Annotated in this window: 15 protein-coding genes; 8 read left to right on the top strand and 7 right to left on the bottom strand. The window is 67.6% G+C overall.

Translation table 11 applies throughout. From position 1 onward, the window contains the following. Nucleotides 1-3 precede the first annotated feature (3 nt). From A5771_RS18815 to A5771_RS18805, 3 genes are all read right to left on the bottom strand, one after another. Nucleotides 4-1,359: a PE-PPE domain-containing protein gene (locus A5771_RS18815; protein ID WP_064856710.1), complete on the bottom strand. Its 1,356-nt coding sequence runs from the start codon at nt 1,357-1,359 to the stop codon at nt 4-6. 4 nt (nt 1,360-1,363) lie between these two features. Then, a complete protein-coding gene (locus A5771_RS18810; protein ID WP_234783115.1) occupies nt 1,364-2,779 on the bottom strand; it encodes a PE-PPE domain-containing protein in 1,416 nt (471 codons plus the stop codon). A gap of 135 nt (nt 2,780-2,914) precedes the next feature. Continuing rightward, nucleotides 2,915-4,384 (bottom strand): PE-PPE domain-containing protein, encoded by a 1,470-nt coding sequence (locus A5771_RS18805; protein ID WP_082947321.1) that lies wholly within the window; start codon nt 4,382-4,384, stop codon nt 2,915-2,917. Nucleotides 4,385-4,591: 207 nt separating this feature from the next. Between A5771_RS18805 and satS the strand changes: the two genes are divergently transcribed. Together satS and A5771_RS23620 are read left to right on the top strand one after the other, a co-directional pair. Next, entirely contained in the window at nt 4,592-5,860 is a 1,269-nt protein-coding gene (gene satS, locus A5771_RS18800; protein ID WP_064856708.1) for a protein export chaperone SatS, read from the top strand. Nucleotides 5,861-6,081: 221 nt separating this feature from the next. Then, nucleotides 6,082-6,603: an LGFP repeat-containing protein gene (locus tag A5771_RS23620; protein WP_234783114.1), complete on the top strand. Its 522-nt coding sequence runs from the start codon at nt 6,082-6,084 to the stop codon at nt 6,601-6,603. 90 nt (nt 6,604-6,693) lie between these two features. On the opposite strand, the gene A5771_RS18790 is transcribed toward A5771_RS23620, so the two are convergent. The 3 genes from A5771_RS18790 to A5771_RS18780 are packed head-to-tail and all read right to left on the bottom strand — an operon-like array spanning nt 6,694 to nt 9,442. Then, nucleotides 6,694-7,782 (bottom strand): adenosine deaminase, encoded by a 1,089-nt coding sequence (locus tag A5771_RS18790; protein WP_064856707.1) that lies wholly within the window; start codon nt 7,780-7,782, stop codon nt 6,694-6,696. Next, the gene (locus A5771_RS18785; RefSeq protein WP_064856706.1) at nt 7,779-9,059 is read right to left on the bottom strand and encodes a thymidine phosphorylase; all 1,281 of its coding nucleotides are present in this window, start codon (nt 9,057-9,059) and stop codon (nt 7,779-7,781) included. Before A5771_RS18785 ends, A5771_RS18790 begins: the two co-directional genes overlap by 4 nt. Then, nucleotides 9,050-9,442 (bottom strand): cytidine deaminase, encoded by a 393-nt coding sequence (locus tag A5771_RS18780; protein ID WP_064856705.1) that lies wholly within the window; start codon nt 9,440-9,442, stop codon nt 9,050-9,052. The genes A5771_RS18785 and A5771_RS18780 overlap by 10 nt, the downstream gene beginning before the upstream one ends. A 229-nt stretch (nt 9,443-9,671) precedes the next feature. Between A5771_RS18780 and sdhC the strand changes: the two genes are divergently transcribed. The 6 genes from sdhC (at nt 9,672) to A5771_RS18750 (ending at nt 14,765) form a co-directional block, all read left to right on the top strand. Then, the gene (sdhC, locus tag A5771_RS18775; protein WP_207545479.1) at nt 9,672-10,106 is read left to right on the top strand and encodes a succinate dehydrogenase, cytochrome b556 subunit; all 435 of its coding nucleotides are present in this window, start codon (nt 9,672-9,674) and stop codon (nt 10,104-10,106) included. Beyond that, entirely contained in the window at nt 10,103-10,570 is a 468-nt protein-coding gene (locus A5771_RS18770) for a succinate dehydrogenase hydrophobic membrane anchor subunit (RefSeq protein ID WP_064856703.1), read from the top strand. The genes sdhC and A5771_RS18770 overlap by 4 nt, the downstream gene beginning before the upstream one ends. Nucleotides 10,571-10,601: 31 nt before the next feature. Next, the gene (gene sdhA / locus A5771_RS18765; protein WP_064856702.1) at nt 10,602-12,356 is read left to right on the top strand and encodes a succinate dehydrogenase flavoprotein subunit; all 1,755 of its coding nucleotides are present in this window, start codon (nt 10,602-10,604) and stop codon (nt 12,354-12,356) included. Beyond that, nucleotides 12,356-13,225 carry a succinate dehydrogenase iron-sulfur subunit gene (locus A5771_RS18760; RefSeq protein ID WP_234783113.1) on the top strand — a complete coding sequence of 290 codons (870 nt, stop codon included), beginning with the start codon at nt 12,356-12,358 and terminating at the stop codon, nt 13,223-13,225. The genes sdhA and A5771_RS18760 overlap by 1 nt, the downstream gene beginning before the upstream one ends. Nucleotides 13,226-13,330: 105 nt before the next feature. After that, complete coding sequence (locus A5771_RS18755) at nt 13,331-14,122, top strand: 3-oxo-5-alpha-steroid 4-dehydrogenase (RefSeq protein WP_064856701.1); 792 nt, start codon at nt 13,331-13,333, stop codon at nt 14,120-14,122. Between the two features lie 49 nt (nt 14,123-14,171). Continuing rightward, nucleotides 14,172-14,765 (top strand): carboxymuconolactone decarboxylase family protein, encoded by a 594-nt coding sequence (locus A5771_RS18750; protein WP_064856700.1) that lies wholly within the window; start codon nt 14,172-14,174, stop codon nt 14,763-14,765. Here the strand turns inward: A5771_RS18750 and A5771_RS18745 are convergent. Then, complete coding sequence (locus tag A5771_RS18745; protein ID WP_064856699.1) at nt 14,753-15,244, bottom strand: PPOX class F420-dependent oxidoreductase; 492 nt, start codon at nt 15,242-15,244, stop codon at nt 14,753-14,755. The genes A5771_RS18750 and A5771_RS18745 overlap by 13 nt on opposite strands.

Genomic DNA, 15,244 nt, shown 5'->3' with positions numbered 1-15,244 from the left:
GGCTCACGCGCCGAGGAAGTTGAGGATCTCGAAGACCACCGCGCCCGTGTCCAGCAGCGGCGCAAGCGAGATCAGCGGCTCGCCGTTGAACACCGCATCCGGGCCGAGCCAGTCGGCGACGCCGTGGGACACCGCCAGCTCCTGCCAGGCGCCCAGCAGGTAGGCGTCCACCTCGTTGGTGAAGCGGTAGCCGGCCAGCAGCGCCTCGACGAACGAGTCCGGCAGCGGCTCACGGCCGGCGAAGCCGAGCAGGTCGTTGACCGGGTCGACGAAGCTGCGCACCGAGGCGTACTGCAGGCCGGCCAGCATCTGCAGCGGATCCATCCGCAACAGGAAGCCGGCAATACCGGAGCCCTCGGCCATCTGGCCGCTCGCGGTGACCGCGAAGGGCCCCGCGACGCCGGCGAACGGGTCACCCGGGTTGCCGTAGCCCCAATCGATGCCCAGTTTCAGGCCCGGCGCCAGGAAGTCGCCGATCACCTTGCCGAGGTCACCGAGCGCATAGATCGGCCACAGGATCGGCAATTGCTGCGGGATCAGGTAGAAGTCGGTGTCACCGATGGTGCCCAGATCGATGGTGTTGGCGAGGCCTTCGAAGTCGAGGTAGGAGAAATGCACCGTGGCCGTCCCGATCAGCGCGTTGATCATCGCCGGCAGGTTGGACGGGTCCTGCGGAAAGTTGGCCAGGCCGTCGTACTCGCCGGTGTAACTCTCGGTGGCGAAGCCGCTGGTGGGGGTCGGCCCGATGCTCAACGGGATGCCCAGAAACGGGAGGTGCACCGGCTGTTCGCTCAACACCGGCTGCGCCGGGAAGCGCGTCAGAATGCCGCCGAGCGGGTTGTTGGGGTTGCCGATCAGCACGAAGTGCAGATTGCCGGCGTCGTAGCCGCCGCCGGGCGGCTGGGCGAGCAGGTCGGCCATCTCCTGGGTGGCCACGGTGGCACTCTGCGAATAGCCGAACACCGTGACGCCATCGCCGGCCTGCAACCCCGGCACCAGGGCGGTGTGCAGGATCTCGACACCGCGGGCCACCGACTCGGCGAAGCTCAGGTACGGGTTCGGCGGGGGCAGGCACACCAGCGGGCAGAACTGCTCGGGGGTGATCAGGGGTTCGAACCGGTAGCCGGGAAACGTCGGCTGCCCGGGAAACCAGGGCGCGGCGGGCTGCAGGAACCGGTCCAGCACCGCGTCCAGGTAGCCGCCGACCGTCGGATCGGGGATGCTGGTCGGCCCCATCACCCAGCCGTCGCCGCCCAGCAGCGCGACGTCGTGCCGATGCGGCGGTCCGCCGCCGGCCACGCCCGCCAGCACCGACGCAGCCGCGAGCAGTGCTGCCCCCAGCGGACGCCGCTCAGGCATCGGCTCAGGCGTCGAGGTAGTTGAACATGCTGAAGCCCACCCCGATCAGGTCGAGCAGCGGCTGCGCGGAGATCAGCGGTGCCCCGTTGAAGATGGCGTCGGGGCCCAGCACGTCGAGCAGGTCCCACCGCCCGGCCAGGTCGTGCCACCCGGTCAGCAGCGCCTGGTCCAGCTCGATCGTCAGGTTGTAGCCGGTCAGCAACGAGTCGACGACTCCCTGTGACAGCGGAGCCTGCCCGGCGAAGTCCAGCAGGTGGTTGATGGTGTTGGTCAGACTCTGCACGCCGGCGTACTGCAGGCCGGCCAGCATCTGCAGCGGGTCCATCCGCAGCAGGAACCCGGCGACACCGGCGTCCTCGGACAGCTGGCCGGTCGCGGTGACCGCCCAGGCACCGGCGGCGCCGATCGGGTCGACACCGCCCACGGTGATGCCGGCGCCCGGGGCACCGGGGTTGCCGTAGGACCAGTCGATGACGACCTTCAGCAGCGGCGCCAGCGCGTCACCGAGCACCTTGCCGACATCGCCGAGCCCGTAGAGCGGTCCCAGGATCGGCAGCTGCACGGTGGGCAGCATGTAGAAGTCGTTCGACCCGATCGAGCCGAGATCGATCGCGTTGCCCAGGTTGTCGTTGAAGTAGGCGCCGTGCACCGCCGGAATCCCCATCAGTGCGTTGATTACGGCCAGCAGGTTGGTGGGGTCCACGGGGAAGTTCGACCAGCCGTCGTATTCGGTGCTGTAGATGCTGGCCGAGAAGTCGGTCGGGCCCGCGCCGATGCCCACCGGGATGCCGAGGAACGGGATGTGCTGCATGTTCCCGTCGAACCCGTCGGCGAAGTGCAGCCGGCTCAGGATGCCGCCGATCGGGCTGTTCGGGTCACCGATCAGCACGAAGTGCAGGTTGTCCGGGTCATAGGAACCGCCCGGGGCGTCGGCGAGCAACTTCTGCATCGCCAGGGTGGCGACCACCGCGCTCTGCGAGTAGCCGAACACCGTGACGGCGTCGCCGGCCTCCAGTTGCGGGCGGATCGCCGCGTCCAGGCTGGCGGCGCCCTCGGCCAGCGAGCCCGCGAAGTTCAGCTGCGGGACCGGCAACGGCTGGCAGATGATCGGGCAGAACTGCTCCGGGGTGACCAGGCCGTTGAACACGTAGTCCGGGAAGGCCGTCTGCCCGGGGAACCACGGGCTTGTGGGCTGCAGGTAGAACTCCCGCACCACATCCATGTAGTTGCCGATGGTCGGGTCGGACTGGCCGGTGCCGGTCATGATCCAGCCCTGCCCGGCCAGCAGCACCACATCGGCGATCAACTTCTCCAGCCGGTAGGCCAGCGCCGGTGCCAGCAGTGACGACAGAGCCAGCACGATCGCGCAGAGCGCGGCCAGCAGGGTCGCCCCCACCGCGTGCAGTCGCTTAGCCGTCATCGCAGACCTCCCGGTCGTCGCCGTTGTATCGCCAGACGATTCATATTGATCTATAAGGCGAATTTCAGGCTTTACCCTAGGGAGAAAACGCGCGTTGTCAAATACGCGCTACGGGCGGGTCCGAACGCCCGCGTCCTAGGCGCCGAAGAAATTGAAGACATCGAAGCCCGCCCCGACCAGCGCCAGCAGCCCGTCCCCGGGGACGCCGACCCCGCTCAGCACCGCGTCGGGGCCCAGCACATCGCCCAGGTCCATCGAGTTCGCCAGGCTGCTCCAGCCGTCGAGGATGAACTTGTCGATGGAGTTGACCAGGTCATAGCCGGTGATGACTTGCAGAAAATCGGTGATGCCGGTGATGGTGCTGATGTCCGAGGCCGACAGGGCGCCGCCGTTGGCGGCCGCGGCGACATCCGCCCACGGGCCGACGAGGCTTTGGATCAGCGCGTTCTGGGTGCCGGCCAGCATCTGCAGCGGGTCCATCTTCATGAACAGGCCCATCACGCCGGAGCCGTCGTAGAGCTCGCCCGTCGGCGTCATCGCCCACGGCCCACCGGCCACCCCGAACGCCTGCTGATAGGCGCTGCCGTTGATGAACTCGCCGGCCGGAATCTTGGAGAGCCCGTTGACGTCCGGGTCGCCGGCGTTGCCGTAGCCCCAGTTGATGAACAGCCGGGCCCAGGGCGAGAAGAAGTCGCCGAAGAACTGCCCGGCGGTGCCGCCGTTGAACATGAACTGCAGGATCGGCAGGTTCTGCGGGATCATGTAGAAGTTCGCGTCGCCGATGGTTCCGACGCTGACCGCACTGGCCAGCTGCTCGGCGCTGTAGAGCGGGTAGTACGGGTGCACGGTGAGGATGCCGATCAGGGCGTTGATCACGGCCAGGAGGTTGGTCGGGTCCTGCGGGAAGTTCGCCCAGCCGTCGTATTCACCGGTGTAGATGTCGGTCGAGATGTGGTCGGTGGGGGTGGGGGCCAGGCTCAGCGGGATGTTCACGAACGGCAGGTGCTGGTCGTCGGGGAACTGGAAGCGGTCCAGGATGCCGCCGATCGCGTTGTTGGGGTCGCCGATCAGCACGAAGTGCAGATTGCCGAGCTGGTCCAGGGTCGGATAGCCCGCCGCTCCCGCGTTGGTGATCAGGTCGTTCATCGCGATGGTGCTGATGGTGGCGCTCTGCGAGTAGCCGAACACCGTGACGTTGTCCCCGGCCAGCAGCTGCGGAACGATCGACTGGTGCAGCGCCGCCACACCGGCATTCAGCGAGTCACCGAAGTTGAGCGGGGCCTGGCCGGGAATGCACACGAACGGGCAGAACTGCTCCGGGGTGGTCAGGCCACCGAAGGTGTAGCCGGGAAACGACGGCTGACCGTCGAAAAGCGGCGACGACGGCTGCAGGTAGTTCGCGAGGATCTGGCTGATGTAGGGGCCGACGGTCGGGTCCGGGACCCCGGTGCCGCTCATGATCCAGCCTTCGTCGGCCAGCAGCCGCAGCCGGGCGATGAGCTGATCCGTCCCGGAACTGCCCACCAGCGCTGTCACGCCCAGCATCGCGGCGCACAGCACCGCCAAGACCATCGCCACCACCGGGCGCAACCGCCTAGACGTCATCACGACCTCCCCGACCCCGCGGAATTATGCGCTGCTTCACACATCCCGGTGCTGTGAACCTAACCAAAAGATGAGTGCACCGCCATTGTTAACACGAGAAATTCAGGGTTCGTTATTCGCCGCCGCCCGGCGGCGTTAATCGCCGCGCTAATCCCGGCTCGAATCCCGGTTCGGGCACCCGGCGAGCACCTGGTTACTCTGTGCGCCATGGCAGCTGACCTCGTACCGATCCGTCTTACGGTGACCGCTGGTGACCGCTACACGTTGTGGGCGCCGCGCTGGCGCGACGCCGGCGACGAGTGGGAGGCGTTCCTTGGCAAGGACGAGGACCTGTACGGCTTCGCCACCGCGGCCGACCTGGTGGCATTCGTGCGGACCAACGCCGATAACGACCTGGTGGATCACCCGGCCTGGCCGCGACTGGTCGAGGCCAACGCGCACAAGCTCAACCCGGTCGCCGGGCGCCACTACGACCTGATCGCGGTCGAGGAACTGCTCGCCGAGAAGCCGACCAAGAAATCCGTGCGGACGGTGGCCGACGCGATGGAGGTCGTCTCCTCGATCGGGTCGGTGTGCGACCTGACCGCGGTGACGAAGTTCTTCAACGGCAACCCGAGCCTGGGCACCCTGGCCGGCGGCGTCGACAACTTCAGCGGCCGAGCCGGCCGCAAGCGGTGGAACGCCCTCGCCGACATCGTCGGCCGCAGCTGGGGCAATGTGCTGGCCGCGGTCGAGGAAGTGCTCAGCACGCCCGACGTCGATGCCGCCGCGTCGTCGAAGGCGGCCGACGAGCTGGCCGAAGAGCCCCCGGCCGAGCTGGAGGAGACGGCCTCGGACGAAGCGGCAGAGAGCGAGGACGCCGCCTTGGTCGAGACGGCCGCCGCCACCAGCGAGCGCGCCACCAGCGATCGGGTGGTGCTCGGCGGTGACGCGGACTTCTGGACCAAGGTGGGCATCGATCCGATCCGGATCATCACCGACAACGGGACGTTCTTCACGCTGCGCTGCTACCTCGGCGACCAGCCGGTGTTCCTCGGCCGCAACGGGCGCATCAGCGTCTTCGGCTCCGAGCGCGCCCTGGCCCGCTACCTGGCCGACGAGCACGACCACGACCTGTCGGACCTGAGCACCTACGACGACATCCGCACCGCCGCGACCGACGGCTCACTGGCGATCGACATCACCGACGACAACGTCTATGTGCTGTCCGGCATGGTCGACGATCTGACCGACGGCCCCGACGCCGTGGACCGCGAGCAACTCGAATTGGCCGTCGAACTGCTGCAGGACGTGGGCACTTACGCCGAGGACGGCGTCGTCGCCGAAACCCTCAAACCGGACCGCGCCCTGGGCCGGCTGGTGAGCTATGTGCTCGACCGAGAATCGGTCGCCGCTCCCCAGCGCCCGTTCGCTCCGGCGGTCAAGGAATGGGAACAACTGGAGCAGTTCATGCAGTCCCGGCTGCGCCGCGAGTAACACCCGAGCGCAGGTAAGCCGGGCTTGAGCATCGCCGGAATTCACCGACAATTAACTGCATTCATTTACCCGATTTCATTGCCGCGGCGGCGTATCCCCGATAACATCTGGCCCGATAACCCTCTGGCCGGGCCATCTCGTTTTGCGGGGCCCTCCCAAATTCGAAAGGACTACACATGCGCAAGGCAACGCAACGAGCCGCAGCTGTATCCGCCGCAGTTTTGGGCGTCGCATTGATCGGCACGGGGTGCGACAACACCAAAGAGAAGTCCAGCGAAGCCCTGAGTTCGGCGAGCTCGGTTGCCTCCTCGGCCAGCTCGGTGCTCTCGTCCGCGGTCAGCACCACCCCCGCCGAGGAGAGCGAGGCGGCCAGCTCGACCGAGATGACCGGCGCGGACGGCAAGGAGTACACCGTAGCCGGCCCGATCCTGGCCAAGCTGGACTCCCTGGACGCCGCGGCCAAGCAGGACCTGGGCGAGCCCACCGGTCCCGAGCAGAAGAACCCCGACGGCGGCACCTACCAGCAGTTCGACGGCGGCGTGATCGTTCACACCACCCGGTCCTATGTGGTGTGGGGCAAGATCCGTGACAAGTGGAACGAGCTGGGCGGCTCGCAGGGCAAGTTGGGTTACCCGACCAGCGACGAGACCACCAACGCCGACGGCTCCAAGCAGTCCACCTTCGAGCACGGCGTCATCACCTGGAAAGAGGGCGACCCGGAGGCCACGGTCACCGAGCACTGATCCGAAGTCGGAGGCCGGGCAATCGCATTCGCGATTGTCCGGCTTTCGTCGTTTTCACCGGAGTTGCTGTGCCGAAGAATCCGGCCGAAATCAACCGACCAGAACGGCGAATCGCGGCTTGATCACTTCCTCGATGATCTCCACCCGCTGATCGAACGGGATGAACGCCGACTTCATCGCATTCACGGTGAACCGCTGAAGATCGGTCCAGCCGTAGCCGAACGTCTCGGCCAGCACCAGCATCTCCTTGCTCATGGTGGTGTCGCTCATCAGCCGGTTGTCGGTATTGACCGTTACCCGCAACCGGGCACGGGCCAGCAGGTCGAAGGGGTGCTCGGCGATGCTGTCGACCGCACCGGTCTGCACATTGGAGCTCGGGCACAGCTCCAACGGGATCCGCTTGTCACGCAGGATCGCCGCCAGCCTTCCCAAGCGCACCGTACCGTCGTCGTCGACGGTGATGTCGTCGGTGATCCGCACCCCGTGTCCGAGCCGGTCGGCGGCGCAGAATGCGATCGCCTCGTGGATGGAAGGCAGCCCGAATGCCTCGCCGGCGTGGATGGTGAAGCGGGCGTTGTGGTCTCGCATGTACTCGAACGCGTCCAGGTGCCGGGTCGGTGGATACCCGGCTTCCGCGCCGGCGATGTCGAAGCCGACCACGCCCTTGTCGCGGAACCGGATGGCCAGCTCGGCGATCTCCCGCGACAACGCGTTGTGACGCATCGCGGTCACCAGGCAGCGCACGGTGATCTCCCGGCCGGCGGCCGCGGCGCGGCGCTCCCCGTCGGCGAATCCGGCCAGCACCGCGTCGGTCACCTCGTCGAACGACAGCCCGCCCTCGATGTGCAGTTCGGGCGCGAACCGCACCTCGGCGTAGACGACCGCGTCGTGGGCCAGATCCTCCACGCATTCGGCGGCGACCCGGTGCAGCGCCTCGGGGGTCTGCATCACCGCGACGGTGTGGCTGAACGGCTCCAGGTAGCGCTCCAGCGAGCCACTGTGCGAGCGGGTGCGAAACCAGGTCGCCAGCTCGTCGGGATCGGTGGTGGGCAGCCCCTCGTAGCCGACCTGCCCGGCGATGTCGACAACGGTGGCCGGGCGCAGGCCGCCGTCCAGGTGGTCGTGCAGCAGCGCCTTGGGCGCCTGCCGGATCGTCTCCAAAGTCAGCGGTGTGGTCATGGGGTCGCTCCGATGATCAGTGGCCGCGGGGCCGCCGGGGTATCGCAGATGCGCCAGCCGCCGTCCAGTTCGTCACGTGCCGGCCCGAACCGTTCGGGTGTGTCGGTGTACAGCGTGAACAGCGTCTCCCCGGCGCGGACGGGCTCGTTCGGCCGACGGTGGATCCGCACCCCGGCCCCGGCCTGCACCCGCTCACCCGGGCGGGAACGGCCCGCGCCCAGCCGCCATGCCGCCATACCCACCGCCATCGCGTCGATTTCCCCCATTGTGCCGTCCCGTGCTGCGGTGACGGTCTCCGAACACGCCGCGACGGGCAGTGGAACGCTCAGATCACCGCCCTGAGCGGCGACCATCGCGACGAAGGCGTCCATCGCGGTGCCGTCGGCCAGCGTGGCCGCCGGGTCCCGGTCGCCGATCCCGGCCAGAGCGAGCATCTCGGCGGCCAACGCCACCGTCAACGCCACTACGTCGTCGGGTCCGCCACCGGCCAGCACCTCCAACGCCTCGGCGACCTCGAGAGCGTTGCCGGCGGTGGCCCCCAGCGGGGTGTTCATGTCGGTGAGCAGCGCCCGGGTGGGCACCTCGTGCGCCGCGCCCAGTTCGACCATCATGTCGGCCAGTTGCCGGGCTTGGGCCGCCGACTTCATGAAGGCGCCCGAGCCGACCTTGACGTCGAGCACCAGCGCGCCGGCGCCCTCGGCCAGTTTCTTGCTCATCACCGAGCTGGCGATCAGCGGCAGCGACTCGACGGTGGCGGTGATGTCGCGCAGCGCGTAGAGCTTGGCGTCGGCGGGCGCGAGTGCACCTGCGGCGAAGATCGCCGCCCCCACGGTTGCCAGCTGCTCACGCAGCCGCGCGGTCGGCAGCACCGGGTCGAAACCGGCGATCGACTCCAGCTTGTCCAGGGTGCCGCCGGTGTGCCCCAGGCCGCGCCCGGAGGCCTGCGGCACCGCGGCACCGCAGGCGGCGACCACCGCGACCAGCGGCAGGGTGATCTTGTCGCCCACCCCGCCGGTGGAGTGCTTGTCAACAGTGGGGCGACCCAGGTCGCGCCAGTCCATCCGTTCCCCGGAGGCGATCATCGCCGCAGTCCAGCGCGCGGTCTCCGCGGCGTCCATCCCGCGCAGGAAGATCGCCATCAACAGCGCCGCCATCTGCTCCTCGGCGATCTCGGCGGCCGTGTAGGCCTCGATCAGCCAGTCGATGGCGTCGTCGGCCAACCGGTGGCCGTCGCGTTTGGTGGCGATCAGCGTCGGAGCGTCGAACTTCACCGCCATGCGTCGGGCCCGAAGGCATCCGGCAGCAGTTCGGTCAACCGCCGCGCACCGTCGGGGTGGTCGATGAGCAGCTCAGGACCGCCGTGTTCCAGCAGCACCTGACGGCACCGCCCGCACGGCATCAGCAGATTACCCGCGGCGTCGGTGCATGACAGTGCCACCAGCCGTCCGCCCCCGTCGGCGTACAGCGCGGCGACCACCCCGCACTCGGCGCAGAGGCCCAGGCCATATGAGACATTCTCCACATTGCAGCCGGCGAGCAGGCGTCCGTCGCCGGTCAGTGCCGCCGCTCCGACCCGCAGCCCCGAGTACGGCGCGTAGGCGCTCGCTGCCACCGAAATTGCCTTGCGCCGCAACAGTTCCCAGTCGATTACGTCAGACACCTACGCTGCGTCCATATCGTTTCGAGTACATCGCGCCACCCCGTCCGTCCGCATCGGCTTGTCGAATGTCACCCTAACTTCGGCTGTTCCTACCCGCCGGTAACTTCGCCGTGGTCGTTTCCACCCTGTGGAGGGGTTTAGAGTCCAAGCCGAGGTTTATCGGCAGCGATGGCGTTGTGTAGCTGCCGCGAGCGTGGATCAAACGGGTGGCTACCGATATTTGGAGGCGCTGATGACGGCGACATCCGCCGATGCGGCGACGCCCGGGACGCAGGCTGGCGCCCGGCGTCCCCGGCGGCAGAGTCTGTATAAGGGCGACCCCGGAATGTGGGCGTTCGCCCTGCACCGGATCACCGGTGCGGCCATCTTCTTCTTCCTGTTCGTGCACGTGATCGACACGGCCCTGGTGCGGGTCAGCCCGCAGGCCTACACCGAGGTCATCGAGACCTACAAGACGCCGATCGTCGGCCTGATGGAGCTGGGCCTGGTGGCCGCGGTGCTCTTCCACGGCCTCAACGGAATCCGGCTGATCCTGATCGACTTCTGGTGGCAGGGCTGCCGCTGGCAGCGCCAGATGCTGGTGGCGGTCGCCGCGATCTGGCTGGTGGTGATGGTTCCGGTGGTGGTCCGGATCGGCATGCACATGGCGGAGCGATTCTTATGAGCACACCTGACCTGCAACTAGGCCGGGGCGCGCTGGCCCCGGTCCGCGGCCCGGACCGCGACCGCCCGGCCAGCCTGGGCGACCCGCGCTCGCCGCGGCGGCACGCCGGGATGCCCAACTTCGAGAAGTACACCTGGCTGTTCATGCGCTTCTCCGGCGCGGTGCTGATCTTCCTGGTGCTCGGCCACCTGTTCATCATGCTGATGTGGGACGACGGGGTGTACCGGATCGATTTCAACTACGTGGCGGAGCGCTGGCACTCGCCGTACTGGCAGATGTGGGACCTGGCCCTGCTGTGGCTGGCCGAACTGCACGGCGCCAACGGCCTGCGCACGATCATCGCCGACTACACCCGCAGCGCGCGCAGCCGGTTCTGGCTGCTGACCCTGCTGGCGTTCTCGGTGGTCTTCACGCTGGCGCTCGGCAGCTACGTGCTGCTGAGCTTCGACCCGAACATTTCTTGACGGCAATCGGTAGCGAACGGGTGATATCGCGGTGATTCAGGAACATCGATACGACGTGGTGATCGTCGGCGCCGGCGGCGCCGGGATGCGCGCGGCCGTCGAGGCGGCGCCGCGGGCCCGCACCGCGGTGCTGACCAAGCTGTACCCCACGCGCAGTCACACCGGCGCCGCGCAGGGCGGCATGTGCGCCGCGCTGGCCAACGTCGAGGACGACAACTGGGAGTGGCACGCCTTCGACACCGTCAAGGGCGGCGACTACCTGGCCGATCAGGACGCGGTGGAGATCATGGCCAAGGAGGCCATCGACGCGGTGCTGGACCTGGAGAACATGGGCATGCCGTTCTCCCGCACCCCGGAGGGCAGCATCGACCAGCGCCGGTTCGGCGGGCACACCCGCGACCACGGCAAGGCACCGGTGCGCCGCTCCTGTTATGCCGCCGACCGCACCGGCCACATGATCCTGCAGACGCTCTACCAGAACTGCGTCAAGCACAACGTGGAGTTCTTCAACGAGTTCTATGTGCTGGACCTGGTGCTCACCGAGACCCCGTCGGGCCCGGTGGCCACCGGCGTGGTGGCCTACGAGCTGGCCACCGGCGAGATCCATGTCTTTCACGCCAAGGCGATCGTGCTGGCCACCGGCGGGTCGGGCCGGATGTACAAGACCACCTCCAACGCCCACACCCTGACCGGCGACGGCATGGGCGTCGTCTTCCGCAAGGGACTGCCGCTGGAGGACATGGAGTTCCACCAGTTCCATCCGACGGGCCTGGCCGGGCTGGGCATCCTGATCTCGGAGGCCGTGCGCGGTGAGGGCGGACGACTGCTCAACGCCGACGGCGAGCGGTTCATGGAGCGCTACGCCCCGACGATCGTCGACCTGGCGCCGCGCGACATCGTGGCCCGTTCGATGGTGCTCGAGGTCCTCGAAGGCCGCGGCGCCGGGCCGAACAAGGACTACGTCTACATCGACGTGCGCCACCTCGGCGCCGACGTGCTCGAGGAGAAGCTGCCCGACATCACCGAGTTCGCCCGCACCTACCTGGGCGTAGACCCCGTCACCGAGCTGGTGCCGGTCTACCCGACCTGCCACTACGTGATGGGCGGCATCCCGACCACGGTCACCGGGCAGGTGCTGCGGGACAACACCGCCACCGTGCCCGGCCTGTACGCCGCCGGCGAGTGTGCCTGCGTGTCGGTGCACGGCGCCAACCGGCTGGGCACCAACTCGCTGCTGGACATCAACGTCTTCGGCCGCCGCGCCGGTATCGCCGCCGCCGAGTACGCCAACTCCCACGACTTCACCGAGATGCCCGCGAACCCGGCCGAGATGGTGGTCAACTGGGTCGGCGACATCCTGTCCGAGCACGGCAACGAACGCGTCGCCGACATCCGCGGTGCCCTGCAGCAGTCGATGGACAACAACGCCGCGGTGTTCCGCACCGAGAAGACCCTCAAGCAGGCGCTCAGCGACATTCACGCTCTGAAGGAGCGGTACGCCCGAATTACCGTGCACGACAAGGGCAAACGCTTCAACTCCGATCTGCTCGAGGCGATCGAGCTGGGCTTCCTGCTGGAGCTGGCCGAGGTCACCGTGGTCGGCGCCTTGAACCGCCAGGAATCCCGCGGTGGGCATGCCCGCGAGGACTACCCCAACCGCGACGACGTCAACTACATGCGCCACACCATGGCCTACAAGGAAGGCCCCGACCTGATCGCCGACATCCGGTTGGACTACAAGCCGGTGGTGCAGACCCGGTACGAACCGAAGGAACGGAAGTACTGATGTCCTCCTCAACTGGTTCAGGCTGCTGCTCGTCCGAGTCCGGATGCTGCTCGCCGGCTCCGTCGAGTGCCCCACCGGCGGCCCTGGTCGACGGCCCGCCGGCCGGTGACCCGCCGCTGCCCCCGATCCCCGAGGGCGCCCGGATGGTCACCCTCAAGATCGCCCGCTACAACCCGGAGAACCCCGACGCCTACGCCGCCACCGACGGCTGGCAGAGCTTCCGGGTGCCGGCGCTGCCCACCGACCGGTTGCTCAACCTGCTCATCTACGTCAAGAGCTACCTGGACGGCACGCTGACCTTCCGCCGGTCCTGCGCGCACGGGGTGTGCGGCTCCGACGGCGTGCGGGTCAACGGCAACAACAAGCTGGCCTGCAAGATGCTGATGCGCGACATCCTGCCGAAGAACCCGGCCAAGGAGCTGACGCTGACCATCGAGCCGATGCGCGGCCTGCCGGTGGAAAAAGACCTCGTGGTCAACATGGAACCGTTCATGGACGCCTACAAGGCGATCAAGCCCTACCTGATCACCAGCGGCAACCCGCCCACCAAGGAGTGGATCCAGAGCCCGCACGACCGGCACCGCTACGACGACACCACCAAGTGCATCCTGTGTGCCATCTGCACCACCAGCTGCCCGGTGTACTGGAGCGAGGGAACGTATTTCGGCCCGGCGGCGATCGTCAACGCCCACCGGTTCATCTTCGACTCGCGTGACGAGGGTGCCGCCGAGCGCCTGGACATCCTCAACGAGGTCGACGGGGTGTGGCGCTGCCGCACCACGTTCAACTGCACCGACGCCTGCCCGCGCGGTATCGAGATCACCAAGGCCATCCAGGAGGTCAAGCGGGCCCTGATGTTCGCCCGCTGACCGTCCTTTTGCGCGAACAGTCGCCAAAGCCCCCATTTCGACCCGGAATTGGGGGCTTTCGCGTCTGCTCGCCACGTCGAGAACCGGACGTGATAGGACACTGGGATGCATTGGTACACCGGTAACACCGTCTACGACACCCTTCTGACCGCGGCGTTCGGCTTCGCCGCGTTCGTGATCATCGGCGGCTTCTTCGGCCAGAGCTCCTACGGGCGGTTCTCCTCGACGAAGCTCGGTTTCAACCTGAACCCGAAGTTCGGCTGGTGGCTGATGGAGATCCCGGCGACGGTGGTGTTCTTGGCCGCCTACCTGTGCGGGCCGGCCCGGTTCGAGCCGACTTCTCTTGTGCTGGCCGGGATCTGGGCGCTGCATTACGCCAACCGCGGCTGGTTCTTCCCGCTGGCGATCCGCCAGGTGCCTGGCAAGCGCAGCACCTTCAACATCTCGGTGGTGGTGATGGGCATGCTGGTCACGACGATGCACGGCTACCTCAACGGTGCGCTGTTCAGCCACGACTACCTGGGCCAGTACGGCAGCGCCTGGTTGACCGATCCGCGCTTCGTGGTGGGCCTGGTGATCTACCTGTGCGGGTTCGCGCTGATCGTGAACTCCGAGTCGATCGTGCGCAACCTGCGCGACAAGAACAACCCCGGTGCCGCCGAGTACCGGATTCCGTTCGGCGGCGGCTTCCGGTTCGTCACCAGCCCGGCCTACCTGGGCGAGCTCATCGCCTGGACGGGGTTCGCGGTGCTGACCTGGGCGCTGCCCGGCGTGGTGATCCTGCTGATCACCGCCGGCAACCTGATCCCCCGGGCGCTGCAGACCCACCGCTGGTATCAGGAGAAATTCGCCGACTACCCCGCCGACCGCAAGGCCCTGGTGCCGTTCCTGCTGTGACGCCGCGGCACGCCCGTCACATACCGCCGGGCTGTCTCGTCTAAGGGGTATGACTACTCCACCTCGCATCGAACCCCTGCCCCCGAAGCGCACCAACCTGCTGACCCGCGCCATGTACCGCTACGCAAAGCGCCGCTTCGGTGAGGTCCCCGAGCCCTTCACCGTCATCGCGCATCACCCGCGGTTGCTGGTGGCCGCCGCCGCCCACGAAGGGCTGCTGCAGTCCGCGTCACGCAAGCTGCCCGCCGAAGTGCGCGACCTGGCGGTGTTCTGGACCGCCCGCACCATCGGCTGCTCGTGGTGCGTCGACTTCGGCTCGATGCTGCAACGCCTGGAAGGCATGGACCTGGAACGGCTGCAAAGTATCGACGACTACGCGACCTCCCCGCGCTTCACCGCCGACGAACGGGCCGCCATCGGCTACGCCGACGCGATCACCGCCGACCCGCACTCGGTCACCGACGAGCAGGTCGCCGATCTGCGCCAACGGTTCGGCGACGACGGCGTCATCGAGCTGACGTATCAGATCGGGGTCGAGAACATGCGGGCCCGGATGTATGCGGCACTGGGCATCACCGAGCAGGGCTTCAACTCCGGGGACGCCTGCCGGGTGCCGTGGCTCACCGAAGATCATCGAGGCTGAGCGGCAGGGCTGATCTCGACGTAGGCGATCGCCACGCCCGTCGCGGCGCTGCCCTTGTCCAGGCCACGCTCGAAGATCTTCATCGGCAGGCTCCAGTTCGCCGCGATCACCTGCTCAGCATGGGCATGCTCGGACTCCGGCAAGATCCGGGCGATCCCCGCCGCGGGTCGGCCCCTGGGTTTCCCGCGCAGACTGCTGGGCACCACGATGACGTTCGGGTTGTTGCGGATCCGTTTGACCTTGCCGGTCGATGCGTCGGTGCGGACGTAGATCCGGCCGTCGGCGACACCGTGGTTGATCGGGCTGGGCATGGCCTCCCCGGACCGCTTGAACGTCACGAGCACGATCTGCCGGGTTCGCTCGAAGCCGGTGAATTCCGTGGCGGCGGGCTCCCCGATGTCGAACGCCTCGCGGTGGCGCATCTTGTCCATCGCGCGAAACATCAAAGCGCCCATCACCTTGGGGATGCTCTGGGCCAT

Origin of the sequence: Mycolicibacter sinensis (genome assembly GCF_001667375.1) — a bacterium.
GTDB lineage: Bacteria > Actinomycetota > Actinomycetes > Mycobacteriales > Mycobacteriaceae > Mycobacterium > Mycobacterium sinense_A.
The sequence above is the reverse complement of the archived record's forward strand: the minus strand, read 5'-3'. Positions and strand labels throughout refer to the sequence as shown.

Bases quoted from the DNA above. Each gene is read 5' to 3' on its own strand.
- A5771_RS18755 (WP_064856701.1), top strand. From the start codon at position 13,331: ATGCATTGGTACACCGGTAACACCGTCTACGACACCCTTCTGACCGCG.
- A5771_RS18810 (WP_234783115.1), bottom strand. From the start codon at position 2,779: ATGACGGCTAAGCGACTGCACGCGGTGGGGGCGACCCTGCTGGCCGCG.
- satS (WP_064856708.1), top strand. From the start codon at position 4,592: ATGGCAGCTGACCTCGTACCGATCCGTCTTACGGTGACCGCTGGTGAC.
- A5771_RS18790 (WP_064856707.1), bottom strand. From the start codon at position 7,782: ATGACCACACCGCTGACTTTGGAGACGATCCGGCAGGCGCCCAAGGCG.
- A5771_RS18745 (WP_064856699.1), bottom strand. From the start codon at position 15,244: ATGGCCCAGAGCATCCCCAAGGTGATGGGCGCTTTGATGTTTCGCGCG.
- A5771_RS18785 (WP_064856706.1), bottom strand. From the start codon at position 9,059: ATGGCGGTGAAGTTCGACGCTCCGACGCTGATCGCCACCAAACGCGAC.
- A5771_RS18805 (WP_082947321.1), bottom strand. From the start codon at position 4,384: ATGACGTCTAGGCGGTTGCGCCCGGTGGTGGCGATGGTCTTGGCGGTG.
- A5771_RS18770 (WP_064856703.1), top strand. From the start codon at position 10,103: ATGAGCACACCTGACCTGCAACTAGGCCGGGGCGCGCTGGCCCCGGTC.
- A5771_RS18760 (WP_234783113.1), top strand. From the start codon at position 12,356: ATGTCCTCCTCAACTGGTTCAGGCTGCTGCTCGTCCGAGTCCGGATGC.
- A5771_RS18815 (WP_064856710.1), bottom strand. From the start codon at position 1,359: ATGCCTGAGCGGCGTCCGCTGGGGGCAGCACTGCTCGCGGCTGCGTCG.
- A5771_RS18750 (WP_064856700.1), top strand. From the start codon at position 14,172: ATGACTACTCCACCTCGCATCGAACCCCTGCCCCCGAAGCGCACCAAC.